The organism is Bacillus sp. CBEL-1, assembly GCF_004348885.1.
GTDB lineage: Bacteria > Bacillota > Bacilli > Bacillales > Bacillaceae_H > Priestia > Priestia aryabhattai_A.
This window is the reverse complement of the sequence record NZ_SBIM01000011.1, coordinates 131,346-157,346: the sequence shown is the minus strand read 5'-3', so window position 1 is coordinate 157,346 and position 26,001 is coordinate 131,346. Positions and strand designations below refer to the sequence as shown.

Sequence of the window (26,001 nt, the reverse complement as noted above, 5' to 3'; positions counted from 1 at the left end):
TAACATAGTTATTAAAAAAAGTGACAGAAAGGTGCGAATTCAACATGGCAAAAGTATTATATATTACAGCACATCCGCATGACCATCAAACTTCATTCAGTATGGCTGCAGGAAAAGCATTTATCGACACATATAAAGAAGAAAATCCAAGCGACGAGGTTGTACACATTGACCTTTATAAAGAAGATATTCCACAATTAGATGCAGATATCTTTGGTGGATGGGGAAAATTAGGAGCAGGTGAAGCATTTGATAAGTTATCTGCTGACCAGCAGCGTAAAATCGCTCGCTTAAACGAATTAAGCGATCAATTTGCGAATGCTGATAAATATGTATTTGTAAATCCAATGTGGAACTTCTCATTCCCGCCGGTTATGAAAGCATACTTAGATTCTGTTGCTGTAGCAGGAAAAGCATTCCGTTATACAGAGCAGGGAGCAATTGGATTATTAACAGATAAAAAAGCATTCCATATTCAAGCAAACGGTGGTATCTATTCAGAGGGCCCAGCAGCAGATGTGGAGATGGGACATCGCTATATTGGCATTATGATGAATTTCTTTGGGGTTCCGTCATTTGAGGGATTATTTGTCGAAGGTCATAATGCAATGCCTGCCAAAGCAGAAGAAATTAAAGCAAGCGGCATTGAAAAAGCAAAAGAAGCAGCACGCAAATTTTAATAAAGAAGTAAGAAAAAGGGTATCTACACAGTAGATGCCCTTTTTTTGGGTAAATAGAATTGAACACATATGTGTAGAACAGACAGTTAACATACAAAAATGAATGATTTGTTCCTTTTCTCATAGTACTTGGAGGACTGTTTTTTAGAAAAAAACAACATTGGCGGTTGTTCTCATACTTTGTTAAAATGAAATTACTGGTTATACATATAAATCTGCGTTGATAAATAAAAATAAGAAGTTGAGGGAGTAGTAGGCGGTGGAAAGATGGAAGTCGTAATAGAGATTTTAAAAGGAGCGGGAAAGCTTTTTATACATCCGCTCACCTATTTATTTTTACTGGTTTCATTCTTTGTTGGTCTGGCACGCGTTAAGCGTGAACGAAAAAACTTTCACGTTCGAGTATTTGATTTTATTTTAGAAGCGAAGTATTTATTTTTTCCGGGTATTATTATTGGCTTAATCCTTTCAATTATCACTGTTTTAGTAGGGACATACGTAACTATTGGAACGCTTGTGTTTATTGCTTTAATCACGTTTCTTCTGAGTGGACCGTGGACATTCCGATGGTTATCGCCCGCTTATGTGTTAGGTGTAACCATTTTTGCTACGCTAGTTATTCCTAACGTAGGAATTGGAAGCGGGATTGTTCATACATGGTCACTTGAATTAAAGGATGCACATTTACCATCGCTAACGTTTTTGTTAGCGCTACTAGTAGTAGCAGAAGGGTATTTAATTTGGAAGTTTGGCGTAAAAGGAACCTCTCCTGCTATTATTAAGAGCAAACGAGGCCAAGAGATTGGTGCTCATTTCTCTCAAAAGCTTTGGGTTGTTCCGGTGTTTTTATTAGTTCCTGGTGATGCAATTACGTCCACTTTCAGCTGGTGGCCAGTACTTACGGTGGGGCAAACGTCGTTTAGCTTATTTTTTGTTCCATTTGCGATAGGATTTAGTCAACGAATTCAAAGCATGTTGCCAAGCGCATCAATTTCATTCACGGGAAAAAGAGTACTATTTTTAGGTGTTGGTTTAGTTTTAGTGGCATTTATAACATTGGTTGTTCCACTATTTTCACTTGTTGTGGCGGCTCTTGGTATCGTAGTTCGACAGTGGATTAGTACAAAACAACGTGTGGTAGATGAAAATTCAGCACCATTTTTCACAAAAAAATTAGAGGGTGTTATCATATTGGGAGTTATTCCAGGATCACCCGCTGAAAAAATGGGCTTACAAGTTGGAGAGTTAATTACAAAAGTAAACGGTGTGCCTGTATCAGAAGTTGCAAAATTTTACGAAGCGCTTCAAGTTAATAATCGCGCTTTCTGTAAATTAGAAGTGCTTGATTATTCGGGTGAGGTTCGCTTTGCTCAGCGCGCTTTGTACGATAATGAACATCATGAGCTAGGCATTTTATTTGTTCATAACTACAAGCAGCTAACATCGGAAGCTGTTTAAGTCAGAAACCCTATTTCTTTATGAAAAGAAGTAGGGTTTTTTTGTTTGAAAAAAGTATGGCAGATGTCTTAACAAACTTCTAGTATATTCCTATTATGTTAGATATAATCAAATTATCGATTGAACAAAAGTGTATATTTTATAAAAAATAAACAAATTTGTTCAAAAAATACACAGAAAGCGTTTACAAAATTGTAGAGAGGAGAGTATACTGAACATATAGTAAGTTAAGAATCTTTTAAATCTTAATGTGATGAAGGAGGCTTGGTATTGATGGAGGTTTTAATGAGAACGATGTTTCAATCGTTAGGCAAAAATCACTCAATGAATAAATTAGCAAAAAGGTATGGTCTACGGATGGGTGCAGCAAGATTTGTGGCAGGTGATTCAATTGAATCTGCTATTAATACTTGTAGAGAGCTTAACGCTGCAGGTAAGGTTGCAACGTTAGATCACCTTGGGGAATTTGTATATACCAAAGAGGAAGCAGCTGAATCTACTGATATGTGTGTGCAGACATTACATGCAATTGCGCACTCAAATGTTAATTCGAATTTATCACTGAAGATGACATCTCTTGGTTTAGATATTAGCGAAGAACTCTGCATGGACAATATGCGCAAAATTCTTGAGGTTGCCAAAATGCATGGAATTTTTGTTCGAATTGATATGGAAGATTATGCTCACTGTCAGCAGTCACTAGACATATATAAAGAGCTGCGAAAAGAGTATGATAACGTTGGAATTGTGATTCAAGCATATCTATATCGCACACAGCAAGATATTAAAGACCTAAATCAATATCAAGCAAACTTGCGCTTAGTAAAAGGGGCATATAAAGAGTCACCTGAAGTAGCATTTCCAGCAAAAAAAGATGTAGATGAAAACCTTAAAGAAATTATTAAAATGCACTTGGAAAACGGCAATTATACAGCCGTGGCAAGCCACGATGAAGCAATGATTGACTATACAAAAGAGTTAGTTAAAAAACTGAATATTCCAAATGACCAATTTGAATTTCAGATGCTATACGGTATTTGTGTTGAGTTACAAGATAAGCTTGTTAAAGAAGGTTATAAAGTGCGCGTATATGTACCGTACGGTGTAGATTGGTTTGGGTACTTCATGCGCCGATTAGCTGAGCGCCCAGCTAATGTATGGTTTGTATTAAAGAACTTTGTAAAATAATTTCACGTAAAGGGGTAGATGAATATGACAATTACAACAAAACCATCTGTATTTAAAAATGAGCCTTTCACTGATTTCACAGTTGAAGCAAATAAGGTAGCGATGGAAAAATCGTTGAAAAAAGTAAAGGGTGAGCTAGGGAGAACCTACCCAATTTCAATTGGTAACGAAACAATTGATACGGGAGATTATATTGTTTCAATTAACCCTGGGAGTAAAGATGACGTCATTGGTCGTGTGAGCAAAGGAACAACGGCTTTAGCAGAACAAGCAATGCAACAGGCGTTAACAACGTTTGAAACGTGGAAGAACGTTTCACCAGCTGAGCGTGCGGACTATTTATTTAAAGCAGCAGATTTAATGCGTCAGCGCAAGCATGAATTCTCTGCAATGCTTGTTTATGAAGTAGGGAAAAATTGGGCTGAAGCAGATGCAGATACAGCAGAAGCGATTGATTTTATGGAGTTTTATGCAAGAGAAATGCTTCGCCTTAGCGAGACGCACATTAATCAACCATTAACGCCTGTAGATGGCGAAAAGACGCAAATGACGTATATTCCACTTGGAGTAGGCGTAATCATCTCGCCATTTAACTTCCCACTTGCTATTATGGCGGGGACTACCGTAGCGGCAATTGTATCAGGGAACACTGTTATCTTAAAACCGGCTGATTCAGCTCCGGTTATTGCGGCTAAATTTGTAGAGCTTATGAAAGAAGTAGGTTTACCAGAAGGTGTCTTAAACTTTGTACCGGGAGACGGTATTGAAGTAGGCGAATACTTGGTTGAGCATCCAAAAACACGCTTTGTTTCTTTTACAGGTTCACGTGAAGTTGGTTGTCGTATTTACGAAAGAGCGTCTAAAGTACAGCCTGGACAGATTTGGTTAAAGCGTGTCATTGCTGAAATGGGCGGTAAAGATGGAATTGTGGTAGATGAAACAGCTGATTTAGATGCAGCTGCTGATGGAATTGTTGCAGCAGCATTTGGCTTCCAAGGACAAAAGTGCTCAGCAGGATCTCGAGCAATTATTGTGGAGTCTGTTTACGATGAAGTGGTAAACAAGGTTGTAGAACGCACGAAAAAGCTTAGTATTGGACTTCCGGAAGAAAATCATGCAGTCGGTCCAGTCATTGATCAAAAAGCATATAATAAAATTTTGTCGTATATCGAGATTGGAAAAGGTGAAGGAACGCTTCTAACAGGGGGTAGCCCTGCCGAAGGGAATGGCTTCTATATTGAACCAACTATATTTGGAGATGTGAGTCCGCAGGCACGTATTATGAAAGAAGAAATCTTTGGTCCAGTTCTTGCGATGGCAAAAGCAGCTGACTGGAAAGAAGCGATTGAAATTTATAACGATACAGATTACGGATTAACGGGTGGATTCTTCTCTCAGGATGAGAGTCGTATTTCAACTGCGCTAAATGAAATGCATTGCGGTAACTTGTACATCAACAAAAAATGTACGGGTGCGTTGGTAGGAGTACATCCTTTTGGTGGCTTCAATATGTCAGGAACGGATTCTAAAGCAGGTGGATATGACTACCTACTTCTATTTACACAAGGGAAAATGACAGCTAGAAAGATTTAATGAGATTTAATCAGAGGGGCCCTGGGCCCTTTCTGATTATTTTTTTATCATAAAATTTTTGATTACTTCTGAATTAAAATCTAGTATATTATTTCTATGCAAATTTGAGAGGAGAGATTTGATGGAGATTCAGCTGTTAAGTTCCATTGTGGTATACATGATCGGTATGTTATTAATTGGTTATTATGCTTACCGAAGGACTTCTAATCTATCAGACTATGTATTAGGAGGACGCTCGCTAGGCCCGGGCGTAACGGCTTTAAGTGCAGGAGCCTCTGATATGAGTGGATGGCTAATGATGGGATTACCTGGTGCTATGTTTGTTCAGGGGGTAAGTGCTTCGTGGATTGTAATTGGGCTTACGTTAGGTGCATATGCTAACTGGTTATTTGTTGCACCTCGTCTTCGTAAGTATACAGAAGTGGCTAATAATTCAATGACAATTCCAGCATTTTTAGAAAATCGCTTTAACGATGATTCCAAAATGTTACGCATGATATCAGCTATTGTTATTATTCTATTTTTTACTTTTTATGTTTCATCGGGAATTGTATCAGGAGGCGTTCTTTTTGAAACAACGCTGAATCTAGACTACGAGCTAGGCCTATGGGTTGTAGCTGGAGTAGTCGTAGCTTATACATTGTTTGGTGGCTTTTTAGCCGTTAGCTGGACCGATTTCGTTCAAGGAATTATTATGTTTGTTGCTTTAATCCTTGTGCCAGTTGTGGTTCTTACACAAATGGGTGGATTTGGCCCGGCAATGAGTGAGGTTCGAAACATTGATACGGACTTATTCAATATTTTTAGTGGCACAAGCTTCTTAGGTATCATCTCGCTGTTTGCCTGGGGCTTAGGTTATTTTGGCCAACCTCATATTATCGTTCGATTTATGGCTATCTCATCTGTAAAAGAAATCAAGCCTGCTCGCCGGATTGGAATGAGTTGGATGCTTGTTTCAGTGGTTGGAGCTATGCTGACGGGCTTTGTTGGTTTGGCTTATTACACAAAACAAGGGTTGGACATTGCCGATCCTGAAACGGTATTCATCGGATTAAGTACGATTTTATTTCATCCAATTATTACAGGTTTCTTATTAGCAGCTTTGCTAGCTGCCGTAATGAGTACCATTTCATCACAACTTCTTGTAACGTCAAGTTCATTGACAGAAGATTTGTACAAAACATTTTTCCGACGTTCAGCAAGTGATAAAGAACTAATGTTGGTTGGACGTGGATTTGTACTTCTTGTATCCATCATTGGTGTCATGATTGCATTTAATAAAAGCGGTACAATCCTATCCTTAGTCGGTTATGCGTGGGCAGGGTTTGGAGCTGCTTTTGGTCCTGTTATCTTATTGAGCCTTTATTGGAAACGAATGAATAAATGGGGAGCGTTAGCAGGTATGGTTCTTGGTGCCGTGACGGTTGTTGTATGGACAAAGATCCCTGGGCTATCGGATTTATTATACGAAATGATTCCAGGTTTTTTAATTAGCTTAGTTGGAATTGTAGTAGTAAGTCTATTAACACCTGCTCCGAACGAGAAAACGCAAAGCGAGTTTGAAGAATATAATCAATCAGCGTAACCAAAAAGACCTTTCTAATTTAGAAAGGTCTTTTTGGTTACAAGCCGTATTCTTTAATTTTGTTATACAATGTTCCTCTTGAAATTCCCAATAAATCAGCTGCGGCGCTCTTATTGCCATAGGTTCTTTTTAGCGTATCTTGAATAAGCTGCTTTTCAGAGGATGCTTCATTCAAAGGCTCATGAAGATTGATTTGACGTTTTAATTCAGCTGGTAAGTGTTGTGCCGTGATGGTTGGCAAATCGTTAAGTAAGATTAGTCGTTCTATAGTATTTCGAAGTTCTCGTACATTACCGGGCCACTCTTGATGACAAAGCGTTTCCACAATATCTTCATCAAGAATCGGTTTTGCCTTTTCGTACTTTATGCTAAATTCTTCAATAAATTGTGTAATGAGCGTTGGAATTTCATTCTGACGCTCTTTTAAAGGTGGAATATGAATATTGATGACCGTTAGCTGATAATAAAGGCCCTCATAAAATTCTCCTTGCTCGATTAAGCTCTCTAATAGGATAGATGTTGAAGCCATAATCCTTGTATTAACTTGAACTTGCTCATTACTTCCCGTCATGTAATAAGCAGCGTTTTCGAGATAGTCACACAGTTTAATTTGAACATCTAAAGGCATCTTATGAACATCTTGAATAAATAAGGTTCCGTTAGCTGCTAGCTCTAATTTTCCAGGCCTTTTATCGGTTGTAGGCTGTGAGAATACGCCTTGCTGATATCCGAAAAGCTCCATATCGATGAGGCCAGGAGGAATAGTTGCGCAGTTTAGCGTAATAAAGGGTTCGTTTCGTCTTGTACTATCGTAATGAATAGCCTGAGCAAGTAGTTCTTTTCCAGACCCTACCTCTCCGGTTAATAAAATAGGAATATTTGTAGACGAGACCTTTTTAGCCATTTCTATCTCTTCTTCAAGGGAAGAGTTCTCCCCAATAATAGAAGAAAATAAGCTCTTATCACCTACCAATGGGTCTTGTTCGACTTCTTCGTGCAGTCGAATAATATTGGTAATATCATGCTCGGTTGCCACTGCACCAATCACTTTATGACCTTTTACAATAGGTGAAGCATTTACTAACACATGCGTTTCTTTATTTGGCTTATGGTATGCGCCTCGGATTGGTCGACCTTCGTTTAAGATTTTATGTAGCACAATGGATTCATCATCGAAGTACGTATTAATAAACTCCCCAACAATTGCTTGTTTAGCGATTTTGTACGTATTTTCAGCCGCTGTATTCCACAGTACTACTTTTCCTTTATCATCAACAACCGTCACAGCATCGTTAATGGTTTCTCCCAGCGTTTCAAAATAAGAGAAAACATCTTCATTTTCAGCTTGTAGATAGTGAATCCAATCGGAAGGATGAAGTACACCGTGAATAGAATTAGTTTCGTATGCTTGGATAAGAACTGGACGCTCCCAGTTAACCTTTGATGTTTTGAGGTCAAGCCAAGTAGATATAGTAGAAGGAGACCAGTTGGTTTTATAAATCCAATCAATAATAGGCATGCTCATCGAAGCACTCTGGAGGGCGAACTGTTCTGTTGTATGAAAGATGTAATAATGTTTATCAAAAACGATAACATATTCAAAGTTAGAAAGTTCGGATTTTATCTGGGACATGGATGTAGATGGACTGGTTAAAATAAAGGAGTCGTTTATTTTAATTGAGCTCATTGGATTGTACTAAACCCCTTTCATATTCTTACTTTTCATTAAATGTATCATACTTTTTAAAAGGTCGCAAAGCGCTTCTTTTGATCTATTTTACAGCTAATTTGCAAAGGGATTATATATTTGCTCAGACTGGGTATACAAATGAGAGATGAAGAAACAAGGAAAATTTGAACAGTCAAATACTATTGAGTTCCATTATATAAAAAGAAGTGATAAAATACGAATATAAGTTCGTGTTTTAGGAGATTACGGTACTATAATTTTTAACACTAAGGGAATGGAGGTCTCTCTGTGGCAGATCAATTTAAGCTAGTATCCTCATATGAACCTCAAGGGGATCAGCCTAAGGCAATCGAAAAAATTGTCAAAGGTATTCAGGAAGGAAAACAGCAGCAGGTGTTATTAGGTGCAACAGGAACAGGTAAGACCTTTACGATTTCTAACGTAATTAAGGAAGTTAATAAGCCTACCTTAATTATTGCTCATAATAAAACGTTAGCTGGTCAGTTGTATAGCGAGTTTAAAGAGTTCTTTCCGGATAATGCAGTAGAATATTTTGTAAGCTATTACGACTATTATCAGCCGGAAGCCTATGTTCCACAAACCGATACGTTTATTGAAAAAGATGCAAGCATTAATGACGAAATCGATAAGCTGCGGCACTCTGCAACGTCTTCGTTGTTTGAGCGAAAAGACGTTATCATTATTGCCAGCGTTTCTTGTATTTATGGATTAGGTTCACCGGAAGAATATAAAGAAATGGTTGTCTCGCTTCGTGTCGGCATGGAAAAAGAGCGAAATCAACTACTTCGAGATCTTGTTGACGTACAGTATGAACGAAATGACATCGACTTTAAACGCGGGACGTTTCGCGTGCGTGGAGATGTAGTGGAAATTTTTCCAGCGTCAAGAGATGAGCGCTGCATTCGCGTTGAGTTTTTTGGTGATGAAATCGATCGGATTCGTGAAGTCGATGCTTTAACTGGAGAAGTACTTGGCGACAGAGAGCATGTTGCTATCTTCCCAGCGTCTCACTTCGTAACTCGTGAAGAAAAGATGAAAGTAGCCATTAAAAATATCGAGAAAGAGCTTCAAGAACAGCTTGAAAAGATGCGAGAAGCAGGCAAGTTACTAGAAGCTCAGCGCCTTGAACAGCGCACAAATTATGATTTAGAAATGATGAGAGAGATGGGGTTTTGTTCTGGAATTGAAAATTACTCTCGCCATTTAACACTACGTCCACCAGGATCAACACCATACACGCTGCTAGACTTCTTTCCAGAAGACTTTCTTCTTGTGGTAGATGAATCACACGTGACTATTCCACAAATTCGCGGAATGTATAACGGAGACCAAGCGCGTAAACAAGTGCTGGTTGACCACGGCTTTCGCCTTCCGTCCGCGCTTGATAACCGCCCGTTGAAATTCGATGAATTTGAAGATCATATTCATCAAATTGTTCATGTTTCAGCAACACCAGGGCCTTATGAGCTTGAGAAAGCGCCTGATGTCATTGAACAAATTATTCGACCAACAGGATTACTAGATCCGAATATTGAAGTGAGACCAATTGAAGGCCAGATTGATGATTTGATTGGTGAACTTCAAGATCGAATTGCGAAAAACGAGCGCGTTCTCATTACAACGTTAACGAAAAAAATGTCAGAGGACTTAACCAATTACTTAAAAGAAATAGGCATTAAAGTACAGTATTTGCATTCTGAAATTAAAACGCTTGAGCGAATTGAAATTATTCGAGATTTACGACTTGGTAAGTTTGATGTTTTAGTTGGAATCAACCTTCTAAGAGAAGGGCTCGACATTCCTGAAGTGTCACTTGTTACAATATTGGACGCAGATAAAGAAGGATTTCTACGATCAGAACGATCACTTATCCAAACGATTGGTCGAGCAGCGCGTAATGCCAATGGGCATGTTATTATGTACGCAGACCGTATTACTAACTCAATGGAAATTGCGATGAGTGAAACAAAGCGTCGTCGTAGCATCCAAGAAGAATATAACGAAAAACACGGCATTACGCCGCAGACGATTCAAAAAGAAGTTCGCGGTGCCATCCGAGCAACAATTGTAGCTGAGGATACTGAAAGTTACGATCAAGCACCTGCATTCGATAAAATGACTGGAAAAGAAAAACATAAAGTAATTCAAGAAATGGAAGAAGAGATGAAGGAAGCAGCTAAAGCTCTTAACTTTGAACGAGCCGCTGAGCTTCGTGACCTCATTTTAGAACTAAAAGCAGAAGGGTGATAGCAAGATGGCGATGGAGAAAATCGTAATAAAAGGCGCGCGCGCTCATAATTTAAAAAATATCGATATTGAAATTCCGCGTGATAAGCTGGTCGTACTAACCGGCTTATCAGGTTCTGGTAAATCATCGCTTGCTTTTGATACGATTTATGCAGAAGGTCAGAGACGGTACGTGGAGTCACTATCCGCATATGCTCGACAGTTCCTTGGTCAGATGGACAAGCCGGACGTGGATTCCATTGAAGGTTTGTCTCCGGCTATCTCAATTGATCAAAAAACAACGAGTCGTAACCCTCGTTCAACTGTAGGAACGGTTACAGAGATTTATGATTATTTACGTTTACTGTTTGCGCGTGTAGGGAGACCAACTTGTCCAAACCATGGAATTGAAATTACGTCTCAGACCATTGAACAGATGGTCGACCGTATTTTAGAGTATGAAGAGCGTACAAAATTACAAGTGCTTGCTCCCGTTGTATCTGGACGAAAAGGTGCACATGTAAAAGCTTTAGAAGACATTAAAAAGCAAGGCTATGTGCGCATACGTGTAGACGGAGAAATGCGTGAAGTAACAGAAGAAATTGAGTTAGATAAAAATAAAAAGCATTCGATTGAAGTAGTTATCGATCGAATCGTCGTAAAAGAAGGCGTACAATCTCGTTTATCTGACTCTTTAGAAACGGCTCTAAAACTTGGTGATGGAAAAGTTATTATCGATATTATCGGTGAAGAAGAGCTCTTATTTAGTGAGCATCATGCATGCCCGAAATGTGGTTTTTCCATTGGGGAGCTTGAACCTAGAATGTTTTCATTTAACAGTCCTTATGGCGCTTGTACAGCATGTGATGGATTAGGCATGAAGCTTAAAGTGGACGCTGAGCTGGTAATTCCGGATGATACATTAACATTACGAGAGAATGCTATTGCTCCTTGGGCTCCAACAAGCTCTCAGTACTATCCACAAATGCTAGAAGCAGTCTGTGCTCACTATGGCATTGATATGGATGTAGCGGTAAAAGACTTACCTAAGCATTTGTTAGATAAGATTTTGTATGGAAGCGATGGAGACAAAATATATTTCCGGTACGAAAATGACTTTGGACAAGTGCGTGAAAACGAAATTTTGTTCGAAGGTGTAATTCCAAACGTAGAGCGTCGTTATCACGAAACAAGTTCTGATTATATTCGTGAGCAAATGGAAAAATATATGGCTGAACAGCCTTGTTCAACATGTAAAGGCCACCGCTTAAAGAAAGAAGCACTTGCCGTTTTAATTGATTCGAAACATATTGGTAACGTGACTCGCTTTTCTGTTCAAGAAGCGTACAATTTCTTTAGCAGCCTGCAGCTTTCTGATAAAGAAATGAAAATCGCAGACATGATTTTAAGAGAAATTAAAGAACGACTCGGATTCTTAGTAAATGTTGGACTAGATTACCTCACGATTAATCGTTCAGCTGGAACATTGTCTGGTGGAGAAGCACAGCGTATTCGACTAGCAACGCAAATTGGCTCACGCTTAACAGGAGTCCTGTATATTCTAGATGAACCATCAATTGGTCTGCATCAGCGTGATAATGACCGCCTTATTCGAACAATGCAAGATATGAGAGACATTGGCAACACGCTAATTGTTGTTGAGCACGATGAAGATACGATGCTTGCTGCTGATTATTTAATTGATATTGGTCCCGGTGCCGGTGTCCATGGAGGAGCAGTTGTGTCACAGGGTACGCCAAAAGAAGTGATGGCAGATCCAAATTCATTAACGGGTCAGTATCTATCCGGAGACCGTTTTATTCCGTTGCCAACAGAGCGCCGCTCAGTTGACAAAAGTCGAATGATTGACATTGTAGGTGCAAAAGAAAATAATTTGAAAAATGTAAAGGCAAGTATTCCACTTGGAACGTTTACAGCAGTGACAGGCGTATCAGGGTCAGGGAAAAGTACGCTAGTAAATGATATTTTACACAAAACGCTTGCTCAAAAGCTTCATAAAGCAAAAAGTAAAGCTGGCGAACATAAAGAAATCAAAGGAATTGAGCACTTAGATAAAGTGATTGATATTGACCAGTCTCCAATTGGGCGTACACCTCGCTCTAATCCTGCTACGTATACGGGCGTCTTTGATGATATTCGTGACGTGTTTGCCCAAACAAACGAAGCAAAAGTGCGAGGTTATAAAAAAGGCCGCTTTAGTTTTAACGTAAAGGGAGGCCGCTGTGAAGCTTGCCGTGGAGACGGAATTATTAAAATTGAAATGCACTTTTTACCGGATGTATATGTACCGTGTGAAGTTTGTCATGGGAAGCGCTATAACCGTGAAACATTAGAGGTTAAGTATAAAGATCATAATATTTCAGACGTGCTGGATATGACGGTTGAGGATGCTTTGCATTTCTTTGAAAACATTCCGAAAATCAAGCGTAAGCTACAAACGATTTATGATGTAGGTCTTGGATATATTACGCTTGGGCAACCTGCTACAACGCTATCAGGGGGAGAAGCACAGCGCGTAAAACTAGCTTCAGAGCTTCATCGTCGATCAACGGGCCGAACGCTTTATATTTTAGATGAGCCAACAACTGGTCTCCATATTGACGACATTGCGCGACTTCTAAAAGTACTGCAACGCCTCGTTGAAAATGGTGACACAGTCCTTGTGATTGAACATAATCTGGATATTATTAAAGCAGCAGATTATTTAATTGATTTAGGACCTGAAGGTGGGGATAAAGGCGGTCAGATTGTTGGTACAGGTACACCAGAAGAAGTCGCGGAAGTGAAAGGGTCCTATACAGGCAAATATTTAAAACCGATTTTAGAACGGGATCGAAAGCGTATGGATGAGAAGATAAAAGAAGTTCAAACTGTTGGTAAAGCATAGAAGAAAGGAAAAGGCGCTAAAGGTAGCGCCTTTTTTCTATTTTATGTATATTGAAACTTTTTACAGCATAAACCGTATTACATAATAGTCTGCTTTTTCTTTAATAAAAAGGCAGTAAAAGTATGAAATAATGGGTTAAGATAGATGAATTTATAAACCAAAAGGGGAGAGTTGCATGCTAGAAAAGCGCAAGCAAATTTTACAAATGGTAGAAGAGGGAAAGTTGACCGTAGATGAAGCGTTAACGCTTTTAAATTCACTTGAAGCAAATCCTGAAGCAAATCCTGAACCAGCTGTGAACGTAAACACTTCATCACAACTGACGCCTTATGTTGGTAAATCGAGTAGCAGTTCTTCAACTTTTAAACCTTCGTCTGCATCTTTTAAAGAAAAGTTATTTAGCTTTGTGGATCAAACAGTCAAAAAAGTAAAGGATGTTGATCTAGACTTTAATTTTGGTCCATCGTTTAAAGTTCAGCATATTTTCCAACAAACAGAAGCTTATATTCAAGCAATCGATATTGATATTGCAAACGGAAGCGTGAAGGTAAAACCATGGGGAAGCCCTGACGTACGAATTGAGTGTGAATCAGATGTTTATAAGGTAGAGGGACAAGAGCAAGCACGGCAGGCTTTCTTAAAAGATGTCTTATTTTCAATTGAAAACGGTAAGCTGAAATTTAATGTGCAAAAAAAACATATGAAGGTAAAAGCAACGGTTTATATACCCGAAACCGAGTATGAGAGAGTGAATTTACGTGTGTTTAATGGTCCTATCGAAGGGGAAAGATTAAATGTAAGAGAATTAAAGGCTAAAACAGCCAACGGTTTAATTCGCTTTTATGAAGTGAATAGTGGACAGCTTGAAGCGGAAACATCCAATGGTCACATTGAGCTCTCACGTGTTTTCTCATCAAAATGTGAGATGGAGACAATTAATGGCTCTATAAAGTTTGATGGAGATTATAAAAAAATTGATGCGCAAACTTTTAATGGTGATATTGAAGGGTACCTAAAAGGAGAGCGCATTGAGTTAGCATTTTTAAAAACGACTACGGGACATATTGAGTTTTATACGCCGTCTCATCTTGGTATTGAAGGAGATTTAAAATCGAATTTAGGTAAATTCGTATGTAACTTACCTCAAATGGAGGTCATAGAAGAGAAAAAAGAGACGGTTATGAAACAGATGCGCTTCCGAGCATACCTTGAAGCAGCTAAATCGTATAAATTATTAGCGGAGTCCAAAGCTGGTTCAATCACAGTTAAGTAAAACGTTGGCATACACTAAAGCCTTTTGTAATCAGAATGATTAGGAAAAGGAGAAGATTGATAAATGAAAAAGTTATATAGATCACGCAAAAACAGAAAATTAGCCGGGATTATCGGCGGGATTTCAGAGTATACAGGGGTTAGTGCAACAATCCTTCGATTGATTTTTGCATTAAGCGTTCTATTCGTGATTGGAACACCACTTGTGGTTATCTATATCATTTTAATCTTTGTATTGCCAAATGAAGAAGGAGCCTATTAAGCATGTTTGTGAGAGGGATTATTAGCATTTTAATTAATGCACTTGTACTCATAGTAATTGCCGGTTATATCGATGCTTTTCAATTATCATCGCTTGGTGCCGCCATTATTGCCAGCATTATTTTATCCATTTTAAATATTATCGTGAAACCCATTTTAATTCTTTTGACGTTACCAGTGACATTTTTGACACTCGGACTGTTCTTATTCGTTATTAATGCAGCAACGTTAATGATTACGCAAGGTATTATGGGTGATTCGTTTATTATTGATGGATTCGGAACGGCTATTTTAGCAGCAATTATTATGTCTATTCTTAACTTATTAATCCAAAAGGTTATCATCGATCCTTTACGTTCTAAATAAAAGTAGCGCTAGCTTCATCGAAGCTAGCGCTACTTTGTTTTCTCTTCTCTTGCTTTTAGTGATAAAATAGAGAGAACCTTTAATGGTAAATACTATCATAGACAAAAAGCTATTGGGTACATGGTTTTAAACTAAAGGAGGATTTCAGGTGGTAACAGTTCGTACTAAAGATTTAGTTGAAAAGTTTAATTTAGAATTAATTAGTGGAGAAGAAGGAATTGACCGTCCAATTGCAACAAGTGATATTTCACGTCCGGGAATTGAAATGGCCGGCTATTTTACATATTATCCAGCAGAGCGCATACAGCTATTAGGGAAAACCGAACTATCATTCTTTGATCGCTTAGACGATGAAGAGAAGAAAATCCGAATGGAAAAAATGTGTACAGATATTACGCCAGCCATTATTATCTCTCGTGATATGTCTGTCCCAAAAGAATTGATTGAAGCTTCTGAACGCGAAGCAGTTCCTGTACTACGATCACCTTCTAAAACAACAAGACTATCAAGTCATTTAACGAACTTCTTAGAAAGCCGTTTAGCACCGTCTACTGCTCTTCATGGAGTGCTTGTGGATATTTATGGAATTGGTGTCTTAATCATGGGTAAAAGTGGCGTTGGTAAAAGTGAAACTGCGCTTGAGCTTGTAAAACGTGGCCATCGTCTAGTAGCAGATGACTGTGTAGAAATTCGTCAAGAAGACCAAGATACACTGGTAGGTAATGCTCCGGGATTGATTGAACACTTACTTGAAATTCGCGGTCTTGGTATTATCAACGTGATGACGCTGTTCGGTGCAGGTTCAGTACGTAGCTACAAGCGCATTTCATTAGTTATTCAGCTTGAAACATGGGATCAAAATAAGCACTATGATCGCTTAGGTCTTGAGGAAGATAAAATGAAGATTATTGACACAGACGTGACAAAAATCACGTTACCTGTTCGTCCAGGACGTAACTTAGCTGTTATTATTGAGGTGGCAGCAATGAACTTCCGTTTGAAACGAATGGGAATTAACGCAGCTGAACAATTCTCAAATCGTTTAACGGATGTTATTGAAGACGGTGACAGAGAAGACATTTAAGAAAGGGTGGTTCGATGGAAGCAAATATTCAGCCGCTTGATCGCGTGTTTTTAGAGCTTGGTCCACTGACAATTTATTGGTATGGGGTCATTATTGGAGCGGGTGTTCTACTTGCTCTTTATATTGCTACAAAAGAAAGCACGAAGCGCGGATTACCTAAAGACACGTTTATCGATTTAGTACTATTTGCAGTACCAATCGCCATTATTTGTGCGCGCATATACTATGTGGCGTTTGAGTGGGATTATTACTCACAGCATTTGAATGAGATACCTCAAATTTGGAACGGTGGAATTGCTATTCATGGTGGCTTAATTGGGGCCGTTTTAACTGGAATTGTTTTTTCACGCGTAAAAAAGATTTCATTTTGGAAGCTAGCGGACATTGCGGCACCAAGTATCATTCTTGGGCAGGCCATCGGACGCTGGGGGAATTTTATGAACCAGGAAGCGCATGGTGGTGAAGTATCACGCGCTTTTCTAGAAGGTTTACATTTGCCAGACTTTATCATTAATCAAATGTATATTAACGGTACATATTATCATCCTACGTTTTTATATGAATCGCTGTGGAACTTAGCTGGATTTGCGCTGTTAATTGCGCTGAGACGCGTAAACTTACGTAGAGGTGAACTGTTCTTAACGTACGTTATTTGGTATTCGATTGGACGATACTTTATTGAAGGAATGCGTACAGACAGCTTGATGTTGACGGATACGCTACGCATTGCACAAGTCATTTCACTTGTTTTAATTGCAGTAGCAGTCATTATTATCGCTATCCGTCGAAAAACAAATAAGGAAACGTATTTGGAAACAAGCAAAAAGAAACAGGGGTGAGGGAATGCTTAGGTCGATACAAAAGGGGATTATGGGAGGACTCAAAACAACGCTGACACTTGGGAAAGTTATTTTTCCAGTAACGCTAATTGTTTCACTCCTTCAATACACGCCGGTTCTGGATTGGTTTGCTACGTTAATTTCACCTTTGATGAAGTTATTTGGTCTATCAGGAGATGCAGCCATCCCGCTTGTGCTGGGGAACTTGTTAAATTTATATGCGGGAATTGCAGGGATTTTATCACTGGATTTAACGGTAAAAGAAGTATTTATTCTAGCTGTTATGTTGTCTTTCTCTCATAATTTATTAATTGAAACGAGCGTAGCTTTAAAAGTTGGTGTGAAGCTATGGGTTATTTTATCCGTTCGTATCGGGCTCGCTGTGATTTCAGCTATCGTCATCAACTTGGTATGGAATGGCGGAGGCGAACAGGCACAGTACGGATTTTTAGCAACAAAACATGAAGAGGTAAGCGGATGGGGAGCAATCATCTGGCAATCAATTGAAAAAGCGGGTTTTGGAATTCTACAGCTGGCTCTCATTGTAATTCCAGTCATGGTAGGAATTCAAATTCTTAAAGATATCGGGTGGCTAGATAAGCTTTCTTCAATGCTTGGTCCTTTTACACGCTTATTAGGCATGAAAGAAAATACGTCTACAACGCTTGTGACGGGTCTCTTACTAGGATTGGCATATGGAGCTGGCGTTATGATTCAAGCTGTACAAGAAGAAGGAGTTAGTAAACGTGATGCGACGCTTGCATTCATCTTTTTGGTCGCTTGTCATGCTGTAGTAGAAGATACGTTAATCTTTATTCCGCTAGGTATTCCTGTACTGCCGCTGCTTATTATTCGAGTAGTTGTTGCGCTCGTATTAACCATCGTTATTTCACGAATGTGGAAAGAGAATGAAGTAAGGCATAGAAAGGAAGTTTCATATGAGCATTAATACCGTTCTTTTTGATTTAGACGGAACGCTAATTGATACAAACGAATTAATTATTTCATCTTTTATGCACACATTAGACCATTATTATCCGAAGCAATACAAACGTGAAGATGTCTTGGCATTTATGGGCCCGCCTCTTTACGATACCTTTGTAAGGATGGATAAAGAACGAGTACATGAAATGATTGACACATACCGTACACATAACTTAAGTCATCATGATGAACTTGTAACAGAGTTTGAAGGCGTATTTGAAACGGTGAAATGGTTACATGAACAGAAGTACAAGTTGGCTATTGTTACCACAAAACAAATTAATACGGTTATGATGGGACTAAAGTTAACGAAGTTAGATCAATTTTTTGATGTGATTGTTGCAATTGATGATGTTCAGCATGCGAAACCTCATCCAGAGCCAGTTGAAAAAGCATTGGCACTTTTAAATGCACAGCCGGAAGAAGCTGTCATGGTAGGAGATAATCATCATGATATTCTATCTGGTAAAAATGCAGGTACGAAAACAGCCGGTGTGGCTTGGAGTGCAAAAGGAAGAGAGCATATTGCTTCGTATGAGCCGGATGTAATCTTAGAAGAGATGAAAGATCTGATTTCATGGCTAAGAGGAAAAGAGCAGTGAGAAAGACGAAACGGTTTCCTGTCGAAGGACCTAATTCGCTCTGGCACGTCTACAAAACCGTTCCATTTTGGAAGGTGATGCGTAATTTTATTGTGATTCAGCTCGCTCGCTATTCTCCTTTTTTATCATTTAAAAACTGGCTTTACCGCACGTTCTTACGGATGAAGGTAGGGCCTCAAACTTCTTTTGGACTGATGGTTATGCTTGATATTATGTTTCCAGAGAAGATAATGGTTGGAAGAAACTCAGTTATTGGATACAATACAACGATCCTCGCCCATGAATATTTAATTAAAGAATATCGACTTGGTGATGTGATCATTGGTGATGAGGTAATGGTTGGAGCTAATAGCACAATCTTACCTGGAGTAATAATCGGTAACGGAGCAATTGTTGCTGCTGGCACAGTTGTACATAGAAACGTAGAGCCTGGCTCTTTTGTTGGAGGAAATCCAATGAGGGTCATTTATACAAAAGAAGAAATGCAAAAGCGCACAGAAGAAAACAAATCAGCCACGACTTATCGCTAAGGAGTGGCTTTTTCTGTAAGAAAATAGCGCTATATGAGTTGACGATTACCTATAAGGGGTGTAAACTACTAATAACTTTAATTTATTATTTCGCTAATACATTAGTGTGGTAAAGTAAAAACCTTTTATGATTAAAAGTAGTGGTTTATATAGAGATAGATGCAACCAAGTTGAGAAAAGGAAGTGTCATAATGTCAAAGCTGTTTATGTTTGAAAAACCCTTAGGGATGAGAGATACATTACCATCTCTTTTTGAAAAGAAAAAGCAAGTTCGAAATCAGTTAGCAGAAGAAATTAGTAGCTGGGGCTATCAATATATGGCGACTCCTACTCTTGAATACTTTGAAACAGTTGGAAGCGCATCGGCCATTTTAGATCAACAATTATTTAAATTATTAGATAAAGAAGGTCATACGCTTGTTTTACGCCCTGATATGACGACGCCCTTTGCACGCGTGGCCGCTTCAAAACTTTTGAATAACTCACCGCTTCGCCTGGCGTATGAAGCAAATGTGTTTCGAGCTCAGCAGCGTGAAGGTGGTCGACCGGCAGAGTTTGAGCAAATCGGTGTTGAGTTAATTGGTGATGCAACAATGAGTAGCGATGCAGAAGTGATTGCGCTGATGATTAATGCATTGAAACGTGCTGGGCTAAAATCGTTTAAAGTAGCCATCGGCCACATTGGATTTGTGAACTCATTGTTCTTAGAAATTGTCGGGAATGAAGAACGTGCCAATGTTTTACGCCGCTTTTTATATGAGAAAAATTATGTTGGTTATCGTAACCATGTGAAGAGTTTAAACCTCTCTTCCATTGACAAGCAGCGCCTTTTACAACTTTTAAACTTACGTGGTGGAGAAGAAAAAATTAAAGAAGCCATTGAGCTTGTTGAAAATAAAGAAGGTAAAAAGCTTGCTGAGGATCTTCAGAGCCTTTGGAACATGCTGGCCGCTTATGGCGTAACGGAAGAAATTAAAATTGACTTCAACCTTGTAAGTCACATGAGCTATTATACTGGCATTCTATTTGAAGTGTTTGCTGAGCACGTAGGTTTTCATATCGGAAACGGTGGGCGTTATGATCAATTATTAGAACAATTTTCAACGAAAACACCCGCAACTGGATTTGGCATTCAGCTTGACCGTTTAATTGAAGCACTAGATGAAGAAGTATACGAAGAAGTACCTGTTTACGGTGTTTTATATAGTCAAGAACGGTTATCAGAAGCGTTAGCACTTGCGGCTGAACAAAGACGTGCAGGCAAACGCGTCGTTGTGCAAGACATTGTAGGCGTTGATGATGTCGATGTGTTTACAGCTGGTTTTGAAGAAGTATCGTTTCTTATTGGTAAACGTGGCAAGGGGGGACAATAATGACTGAATTACTAACAATTGCGATGCCAAAAGGAAGAATATTTGAAGAAGCTGCCCAGCTTTTGCGTCAAGCAGGTTTTCAACTTCCGCCAGAGTTTGATGACTCACGTAAATTAATTGTTGATATTCCAGAAGAGAACATGCGCTTTATTTTAGCAAAGCCAATGGACGTAACGACTTATGTAGAATACGGCGTAGCTGATTTAGGTATTGCAGGAAAAGACGTAATGCTTGAAGAAGAAAGAGATGTCTATGAACTCTTAGACTTACAAATTAGCAAATGTCATCTTGCTGTGGCTGGCTTACCCAATACGAAAAATTCAGAGATTGCTCAAAAAGTAGCGACAAAATATCCGAACGTTGCTTCCACTTACTTTCGAGAGCAAGGAGAGCAGGTTGAAATTATTAAGCTAAATGGATCAATTGAGTTAGCACCGCTTATCGGCTTAGCTGATCGTATTGTTGATATCGTTTCAACAGGAAGAACGCTACAGGAAAACGGCTTGGTTGAACTAGAGCATATCGGTGATATTACGTCTCGATTAATTGTAAACCCAGTTAGCTACCGGTTAAAAGATGAACGAATTGATGATTTAGTCAACCGACTATCAAAAGTTGTCGAAGCATCATGAATGAGGTGAATTTGATGAAGATTACACGCGTGACGGAAAGCGTTAGTTTAAAACGTACGATTGATCAGGGGACAGGAGCACAGCGTGAAGCCGTGCTTACCATTCTTAAAGACGTTAAAGATACAGGAGATCAAGCTCTGTTTTCATATACAGAAAAATTTGACGGTGTATCGTTAGAAGCGCTGAAAGTGTCGGATGCAGAGCGTAAGCATGCGTACGAAGCTATCGATAATGAAACCATTCAGATTATTAACGAGGCTGCGGCTAATATCCGTGACTACCATGAGCGCATGATTACGCAATCTTGGATGGTAACAAAAGAAGATGGCACGATCCTGGGGCAAAAGGTGACCCCTTTAGATGCCGTTGGTGTCTACGTTCCGGGCGGTTTAGCTGCGTATCCATCATCCGTGTTGATGAACGTTATTCCTGCTCAGGTAGCGGGTGTTAAGCGTATTGTCATGGTATCACCTGTGCAAAAAGACGGTTCATTACCGGCTGGTGTTCTTGTTGCTGCTACGGAACTAGGTGTAGAAGAAATTTATAAAGTTGGCGGAGCACAAGCCATCGGAGCATTGGCATATGGAACAGAAACAATTGAAGCGGTCGATAAAATTGTGGGCCCAGGAAACATTTATGTGGCTTTAGCCAAAAGAGAAGTATACGGATTAGTTGATATTGATTCGATTGCTGGACCGAGTGAAATTGTTGTATTAGCAGACGATACAGCAAGACCAAATGAAGTGGCAGCTGATTTGTTATCACAAGCAGAACATGATCAGTTGGCATCTAGCGTTTTGGTAACACCTTCTTTAAATCTAGCAGAAGCCGTAGCACAAGAGGTTCAAAAACAGCTTGAAACGCTACCTCGAAAAGCAATTGCTGAAGCATCTATTCAAGAGTATGGTGCAATTTATGTCACAGAAGAGCTTAATCAAGCGATTGATGTAGTTAATAAATTGGCTCCGGAACATCTTGAAATTATGACAGATGAACCGATGACGATACTCGGGAAAATTCGTCATGCTGGAGCTATCTTTCTAGGTAGATATAGCTCAGAGCCGGTAGGAGATTATTTTGCTGGCCCAAACCATGTACTACCAACGAACGGAACGGCTAAGTTTTCAAGTCCGCTATCCGTTGATTCATTTGTAAAAAAATCAAGCATCATTTCATATAGCGAGCAGGCGCTCAAACATAATAGTTCGAAAATTGCCGCTTTTGCAAGGTTAGAAGGATTAGAGGCACACGCTCGAGCAGTCGAAGAACGATTCAAAAAATAAAGCAAAGAGAGGGTTACATGATGAGAGAAGCTAGTATTAAACGCACAACAAATGAGACGGATATTTCACTGGCCATTGGCATTGATGGAGAAGGGAAAGCAGGAATTGATACGGGTGTTCCGTTTTTAAACCACATGCTGGATTTATTCACAAAGCATGGTCAGTTTAACTTAGATGTAAAAGCTGTAGGGGACATTGAAATTGATGATCACCACACAACAGAAGATATTGGCATCTGTTTAGGACATGCGTTTAAAGAAGCACTTGGTGATAAAAAAGGGATTAAGCGCTACGGAAATGCATTTGTTCCAATGGATGATGCGTTAGCACAAGTCGTAGTTGATTTAAGTAACCGACCTCATTTTGAATTTAAAGGCGATATTCCAGCATCACGCGTGGGTACCTTTGATACGGAACTGGTATATGAATTTTTATGGAAGTTTGCGCTTGAATCACGCATGAACCTGCACGTTATCGTTCACTATGGCCAAAATACACACCATATCATTGAAGCGGTATTCAAAGCATTGGCGAGAGCATTAGATGAAGCAACAACGGTTGATCCTCGCGTCAAAGGAGTACCATCAACGAAAGGAATGTTGTAAATGATTGGTATTATTGACTATGGGATGGGGAACTTGTATAGCGTAAGCAAAGCGCTTGAACGTTTAGACTATGACTACTTTATTTCATCTGAGCCAAGCGAATTGCGTAAAGCAAAAGGGTATATCTTGCCTGGTGTTGGATCATTTAAAGATGCAATGGAACAGCTGAATGAAACAAACCTTACAGCTTTTATAAAAGAAGAAGTGAAAAGCGGCAAGCCACTTTTAGGGATTTGTTTGGGAATGCAGCTTCTGTTTGAGGAAAGTGATGAAAATGGTAAGACGACGGGCCTTGGTTTCTTAAAAGGACGTGTTGAACTGCTGCCTGGAGTGACTCCAGAAGGTGAAGCTTATAAAGTCCCTCATATGGGATGGAATTCCTTACATATGCATGTAAACTCACCTTTGCTAGCAGGCATTGAGGAAGGCCACGTATATTTCGTGCATTCTTATTATGTAAAGACAGATGATCAAGACGTGCTTCTAGCAACAAGCTCATATGATGTTGACGTTCCAGCAGTTGTTGGAAAAGAAAACGTATTTGGCACGCAGTTTCACCCTGAGAAGAGCAGTGAAATTGGCATGGCGATTTTACAAAACTATGCAAACTTTGTAGAAGGAAGAGGTTGAACTCATGAATAACTTTTCAATTTATCCAGCAATCGATATGCGTGGCGGAAAATGCGTTCGTCTTTTGCAAGGAGATTATGATAAAGAAACGGTATACGGAGATTCACCAGTCGATATGGCAGCACAATTTGCTGGTGAAGGTGCGAAGTGGATTCACATGGTGGACTTAGACGGTGCCAAAGCAGCAAAACGAGTAAACAATGAGTTTGTTCTTGAGGTTAAGAAAAAGCTTGGAGTCAATGTACAGATTGGTGGCGGGATTCGTTCTGAAGAAGACGTAGCGTACTACTTGGAAAACGGAATTGACCGAGTGATTTTAGGAAGCGCAGCGATTTCTAATCCTGAGTTTGTTAAAAAGATGCTTCGTCAATACGGTGAAAAAATTGCAATTGGAATTGATGCTCGTGATGGCTATGTAGCAACCGAAGGCTGGCTTGAAACGTCAACCGTACAAGCAACGGAGCTTGGAAAAGAGCTTGCAGAAGCAGGTGCTGAAACGTTTATTTTCACGGATATTTCAACAGACGGTATGCTTTCAGGTCCAAACATTGAAGGTATTGTCAGCATGGCGAAAGCAACAGGTAAAAGCGTTATCGCATCAGGAGGCGTAAGTAAATTAGAAGATTTAAAAGCACTACAAGCGTATGAAAAAGACGGAGTGGTGGGTGCGATTGTTGGGAAAGCACTGTACACAAATCAATTTACGGTAAGCCAAGCGCTTGAAGAGGTGACATCATGATTACGAAGCGTATTATTCCTTGCTTAGACGTAAAGGAAGGGCGCGTAGTAAAGGGTGTTCAGTTTGTAGAGCTAAAAGATGCTGGTGATCCTGTAGAATTGGCAAAATTCTATGATGAAGAAGGCGCAGATGAGCTTGTTTTCTTAGATATTTCAGCATCTCACGAAGGGCGTAAAACCATGGTTCACGTAGTGGAAGAAGTAGCGGCACAGCTGGCCATTCCGTTTACAGTAGGTGGAGGGATTAATGCGGTTGAGGATATGAAGCGAATGCTGCGAGCAGGTGCAGATAAAGTATCGTTAAACACCGCTGCCGTCTTAAATCCAGACCTTATTACGGAAGGGTCAAACTTCTTTGGAGCACAGTGCATTGTAGTAGCTATTGATGCAAAATATGATGAAGAATTAGGCTCTTGGCGCGTGTATACGCACGGTGGACGCAACGCAACAGAATGGGAAGTGGTTGCTTGGGCGCAAGAAGTTGTCAAACGAGGTGCCGGTGAGATCTTGTTAACAAGTATGGACCAAGACGGTGCCAAGTCCGGCTTTAACTTAGCATTAACAAAAGCTGTAAGTGAAGCGGTAAGCATCCCTGTTATTGCTTCAGGAGGCGCAGGAAATGGTCAAGATTTCGTGGATGTATTTACGGAAGGGAAAGCGGATGCAGGCCTAGCAGCATCTATTTTTCACTATAAAGAAACGTCTGTTAAAGAGATTAAAACCTATGCAAAACAACAAGGAGTGAGCATTCGATGAAGGTGGAAAACGTTAAATTCAATGAAGATGGATTAGTCCCAGCAATTGTCCAGGACGCGGTTAGTAAAGAAGTGCTGACTCTAGCTTATATGAATGAAGAATCGCTAAAAAAATCTATTGAAACAAAAGAAACGTGGTTTTTCAGCCGCTCTCGCCAAGAACTTTGGCACAAGGGAGCAACATCTGGAAATACACAGCAAATCGTCGCGATGACATATGATTGTGATGCGGATTCGATTGTTGTAAAAGTAAATCCAAATGGACCTGCTTGTCATACAGGTGCGTACAGCTGCTTTAATGAAAACTTGTTAGAAGATGAAAGTGCGTCTCCTCAATCAGGGCGTTTTGATATTATTAATGAATTGGAATCAGTAATCGCGAAGCGCGAAGTGGAAATGCCAGAAGGTGCATACACAACTTATTTATTTGATAAAGGTGTCGATAAAATCTTAAAAAAAGTCGGTGAGGAAGCAGGCGAAGTAATTATTGCTGCCAAAAACCGTGATCATGAAGAATTAAAATGGGAAGTAGCGGACTTGTTCTATCACGTATTGGTACTTCTTCGTGAGCAAAAGCTTCCGCTTGATGATGTCTTAGCGGTATTAAAAGAAAGACATGCGAAGTAATAGGAAAGCTGACCTTTCAGGTCAGCTTTTTCATTAGCTAATATTTCTTTGGCTTTACTAAATACAGGTGT

At 39.5% G+C, this 26,001-nt stretch carries 24 protein-coding genes; 23 read left to right on the top strand and 1 reads right to left on the bottom strand.

Annotation, left to right across the window (positions count from 1 at the left end; genetic code table 11):
- Positions 1 to 44 precede the first annotated feature (44 nt).
- The 5 genes from EPL02_RS08955 (at position 45) to putP (ending at position 6,504) form a co-directional block, all read left to right on the top strand.
- The gene (locus tag EPL02_RS08955) at positions 45 to 680 is read left to right on the top strand and encodes an FMN-dependent NADH-azoreductase (RefSeq protein WP_094911095.1); all 636 of its coding nucleotides are present in this window, start codon (positions 45 to 47) and stop codon (positions 678 to 680) included.
- A gap of 267 nt (positions 681 to 947) precedes the next feature.
- The gene (locus EPL02_RS08950) at positions 948 to 2,138 is read left to right on the top strand and encodes a PDZ domain-containing protein (RefSeq protein WP_094911096.1); all 1,191 of its coding nucleotides are present in this window, start codon (positions 948 to 950) and stop codon (positions 2,136 to 2,138) included.
- 273 nt (positions 2,139 to 2,411) lie between these two features.
- Entirely contained in the window at positions 2,412 to 3,326 is a 915-nt protein-coding gene (locus EPL02_RS08945) for a proline dehydrogenase family protein (protein ID WP_094911097.1), read from the top strand.
- A 24-nt stretch (positions 3,327 to 3,350) separates the two neighbouring features.
- Positions 3,351 to 4,919, top strand: a complete 1,569-nt coding sequence (gene pruA, locus EPL02_RS08940) for an L-glutamate gamma-semialdehyde dehydrogenase (protein ID WP_094911098.1) — start codon at positions 3,351 to 3,353, stop codon at positions 4,917 to 4,919.
- 121 nt (positions 4,920 to 5,040) lie between these two features.
- Entirely contained in the window at positions 5,041 to 6,504 is a 1,464-nt protein-coding gene (putP, locus tag EPL02_RS08935; protein WP_094911099.1) for a sodium/proline symporter PutP, read from the top strand.
- 37 nt (positions 6,505 to 6,541) lie between these two features.
- Here putP and EPL02_RS08930 read toward each other — a convergent pair whose 3' ends face one another.
- Positions 6,542 to 8,191: a sigma-54 interaction domain-containing protein gene (locus EPL02_RS08930; RefSeq protein ID WP_131887496.1), complete on the bottom strand. Its 1,650-nt coding sequence runs from the start codon at positions 8,189 to 8,191 to the stop codon at positions 6,542 to 6,544.
- 291 nt (positions 8,192 to 8,482) lie between these two features.
- On the opposite strand from EPL02_RS08930, the gene uvrB reads away from it, so the two are divergent.
- The 18 genes from uvrB (at position 8,483) to hisIE (ending at position 25,930) form a co-directional block, all read left to right on the top strand.
- The gene (gene uvrB / locus EPL02_RS08925) at positions 8,483 to 10,462 is read left to right on the top strand and encodes an excinuclease ABC subunit UvrB (protein ID WP_094911101.1); all 1,980 of its coding nucleotides are present in this window, start codon (positions 8,483 to 8,485) and stop codon (positions 10,460 to 10,462) included.
- A gap of 7 nt (positions 10,463 to 10,469) precedes the next feature.
- A complete protein-coding gene (uvrA, locus tag EPL02_RS08920; RefSeq protein WP_094911102.1) occupies positions 10,470 to 13,349 on the top strand; it encodes an excinuclease ABC subunit UvrA in 2,880 nt (959 codons plus the stop codon).
- A 175-nt stretch (positions 13,350 to 13,524) separates the two neighbouring features.
- Entirely contained in the window at positions 13,525 to 14,622 is a 1,098-nt protein-coding gene (locus EPL02_RS08915) for a DUF4097 family beta strand repeat-containing protein (RefSeq protein ID WP_094911103.1), read from the top strand.
- Positions 14,623 to 14,685: 63 nt separating this feature from the next.
- Positions 14,686 to 14,883 (top strand): PspC domain-containing protein, encoded by a 198-nt coding sequence (locus EPL02_RS08910; protein ID WP_094911104.1) that lies wholly within the window; start codon positions 14,686 to 14,688, stop codon positions 14,881 to 14,883.
- 2 nt (positions 14,884 to 14,885) lie between these two features.
- Positions 14,886 to 15,248: a phage holin family protein gene (locus EPL02_RS08905; protein WP_094911105.1), complete on the top strand. Its 363-nt coding sequence runs from the start codon at positions 14,886 to 14,888 to the stop codon at positions 15,246 to 15,248.
- Between the two features lie 148 nt (positions 15,249 to 15,396).
- A complete protein-coding gene (hprK, locus tag EPL02_RS08900; protein WP_094911106.1) occupies positions 15,397 to 16,332 on the top strand; it encodes an HPr(Ser) kinase/phosphatase in 936 nt (311 codons plus the stop codon).
- A gap of 14 nt (positions 16,333 to 16,346) precedes the next feature.
- Entirely contained in the window at positions 16,347 to 17,171 is an 825-nt protein-coding gene (gene lgt, locus EPL02_RS08895; protein WP_131887495.1) for a prolipoprotein diacylglyceryl transferase, read from the top strand.
- A 4-nt stretch (positions 17,172 to 17,175) separates the two neighbouring features.
- Positions 17,176 to 18,120 carry a nucleoside recognition domain-containing protein gene (locus EPL02_RS08890; protein WP_094911108.1) on the top strand — a complete coding sequence of 315 codons (945 nt, stop codon included), beginning with the start codon at positions 17,176 to 17,178 and terminating at the stop codon, positions 18,118 to 18,120.
- Entirely contained in the window at positions 18,110 to 18,757 is a 648-nt protein-coding gene (gene ppaX / locus EPL02_RS08885; protein ID WP_094911109.1) for a pyrophosphatase PpaX, read from the top strand. The genes EPL02_RS08890 and ppaX overlap by 11 nt, the downstream gene beginning before the upstream one ends.
- Positions 18,754 to 19,287: an acyltransferase gene (locus EPL02_RS08880; RefSeq protein ID WP_094911110.1), complete on the top strand. Its 534-nt coding sequence runs from the start codon at positions 18,754 to 18,756 to the stop codon at positions 19,285 to 19,287. Before ppaX ends, EPL02_RS08880 begins: the two co-directional genes overlap by 4 nt.
- 191 nt (positions 19,288 to 19,478) lie before the next feature.
- Positions 19,479 to 20,660, top strand: coding sequence for an ATP phosphoribosyltransferase regulatory subunit (locus EPL02_RS08875; protein WP_094911111.1), 1,182 nt, complete (start codon positions 19,479 to 19,481; stop codon positions 20,658 to 20,660).
- Positions 20,660 to 21,292 carry an ATP phosphoribosyltransferase gene (hisG, locus tag EPL02_RS08870; protein ID WP_094911112.1) on the top strand — a complete coding sequence of 211 codons (633 nt, stop codon included), beginning with the start codon at positions 20,660 to 20,662 and terminating at the stop codon, positions 21,290 to 21,292. Before EPL02_RS08875 ends, hisG begins: the two co-directional genes overlap by 1 nt.
- A gap of 14 nt (positions 21,293 to 21,306) precedes the next feature.
- Positions 21,307 to 22,575 carry a histidinol dehydrogenase gene (hisD, locus tag EPL02_RS08865; protein ID WP_131887494.1) on the top strand — a complete coding sequence of 423 codons (1,269 nt, stop codon included), beginning with the start codon at positions 21,307 to 21,309 and terminating at the stop codon, positions 22,573 to 22,575.
- A 17-nt stretch (positions 22,576 to 22,592) separates the two neighbouring features.
- Positions 22,593 to 23,180, top strand: a complete 588-nt coding sequence (gene hisB, locus EPL02_RS08860; protein ID WP_094911114.1) for an imidazoleglycerol-phosphate dehydratase HisB — start codon at positions 22,593 to 22,595, stop codon at positions 23,178 to 23,180.
- Positions 23,181 to 23,810 (top strand): imidazole glycerol phosphate synthase subunit HisH, encoded by a 630-nt coding sequence (gene hisH, locus EPL02_RS08855; protein ID WP_094911115.1) that lies wholly within the window; start codon positions 23,181 to 23,183, stop codon positions 23,808 to 23,810.
- A 4-nt stretch (positions 23,811 to 23,814) separates the two neighbouring features.
- On the top strand, positions 23,815 to 24,549 hold the full coding sequence (gene hisA, locus EPL02_RS08850; RefSeq protein WP_094911116.1) for a 1-(5-phosphoribosyl)-5-[(5-phosphoribosylamino)methylideneamino]imidazole-4-carboxamide isomerase: 735 nt from the start codon (positions 23,815 to 23,817) through the stop codon (positions 24,547 to 24,549).
- A complete protein-coding gene (gene hisF, locus EPL02_RS08845) occupies positions 24,546 to 25,304 on the top strand; it encodes an imidazole glycerol phosphate synthase subunit HisF (RefSeq protein WP_094911117.1) in 759 nt (252 codons plus the stop codon). Before hisA ends, hisF begins: the two co-directional genes overlap by 4 nt.
- A complete protein-coding gene (gene hisIE, locus EPL02_RS08840) occupies positions 25,301 to 25,930 on the top strand; it encodes a bifunctional phosphoribosyl-AMP cyclohydrolase/phosphoribosyl-ATP diphosphatase HisIE (protein WP_131887493.1) in 630 nt (209 codons plus the stop codon). Before hisF ends, hisIE begins: the two co-directional genes overlap by 4 nt.
- The last annotated feature ends 71 nt before the right edge of the window (positions 25,931 to 26,001 follow it).

Bases quoted from the DNA above. Each gene is read 5' to 3' on its own strand.
- hisH (WP_094911115.1), top strand. From the start codon at position 23,181: ATGATTGGTATTATTGACTATGGGATGGGGAACTTGTATAGCGTAAGC.
- EPL02_RS08915 (WP_094911103.1), top strand. From the start codon at position 13,525: ATGCTAGAAAAGCGCAAGCAAATTTTACAAATGGTAGAAGAGGGAAAG.
- putP (WP_094911099.1), top strand. From the start codon at position 5,041: ATGGAGATTCAGCTGTTAAGTTCCATTGTGGTATACATGATCGGTATG.
- EPL02_RS08945 (WP_094911097.1), top strand. From the start codon at position 2,412: ATGGAGGTTTTAATGAGAACGATGTTTCAATCGTTAGGCAAAAATCAC.
- hisB (WP_094911114.1), top strand. From the start codon at position 22,593: ATGATGAGAGAAGCTAGTATTAAACGCACAACAAATGAGACGGATATT.
- pruA (WP_094911098.1), top strand. From the start codon at position 3,351: ATGACAATTACAACAAAACCATCTGTATTTAAAAATGAGCCTTTCACT.
- ppaX (WP_094911109.1), top strand. From the start codon at position 18,110: ATGAGCATTAATACCGTTCTTTTTGATTTAGACGGAACGCTAATTGAT.
- EPL02_RS08905 (WP_094911105.1), top strand. From the start codon at position 14,886: ATGTTTGTGAGAGGGATTATTAGCATTTTAATTAATGCACTTGTACTC.
- EPL02_RS08875 (WP_094911111.1), top strand. From the start codon at position 19,479: ATGTCAAAGCTGTTTATGTTTGAAAAACCCTTAGGGATGAGAGATACA.
- EPL02_RS08910 (WP_094911104.1), top strand. From the start codon at position 14,686: ATGAAAAAGTTATATAGATCACGCAAAAACAGAAAATTAGCCGGGATT.
- EPL02_RS08955 (WP_094911095.1), top strand. From the start codon at position 45: ATGGCAAAAGTATTATATATTACAGCACATCCGCATGACCATCAAACT.
- hisF (WP_094911117.1), top strand. From the start codon at position 24,546: ATGATTACGAAGCGTATTATTCCTTGCTTAGACGTAAAGGAAGGGCGC.
- lgt (WP_131887495.1), top strand. From the start codon at position 16,347: ATGGAAGCAAATATTCAGCCGCTTGATCGCGTGTTTTTAGAGCTTGGT.
- hisIE (WP_131887493.1), top strand. From the start codon at position 25,301: ATGAAGGTGGAAAACGTTAAATTCAATGAAGATGGATTAGTCCCAGCA.
- hisA (WP_094911116.1), top strand. From the start codon at position 23,815: ATGAATAACTTTTCAATTTATCCAGCAATCGATATGCGTGGCGGAAAA.
- EPL02_RS08950 (WP_094911096.1), top strand. From the start codon at position 948: ATGGAAGTCGTAATAGAGATTTTAAAAGGAGCGGGAAAGCTTTTTATA.
- EPL02_RS08890 (WP_094911108.1), top strand. From the start codon at position 17,176: ATGCTTAGGTCGATACAAAAGGGGATTATGGGAGGACTCAAAACAACG.
- uvrA (WP_094911102.1), top strand. From the start codon at position 10,470: ATGGCGATGGAGAAAATCGTAATAAAAGGCGCGCGCGCTCATAATTTA.
- hisG (WP_094911112.1), top strand. From the start codon at position 20,660: ATGACTGAATTACTAACAATTGCGATGCCAAAAGGAAGAATATTTGAA.
- EPL02_RS08930 (WP_131887496.1), bottom strand. From the start codon at position 8,191: ATGAGCTCAATTAAAATAAACGACTCCTTTATTTTAACCAGTCCATCT.
- hisD (WP_131887494.1), top strand. From the start codon at position 21,307: ATGAAGATTACACGCGTGACGGAAAGCGTTAGTTTAAAACGTACGATT.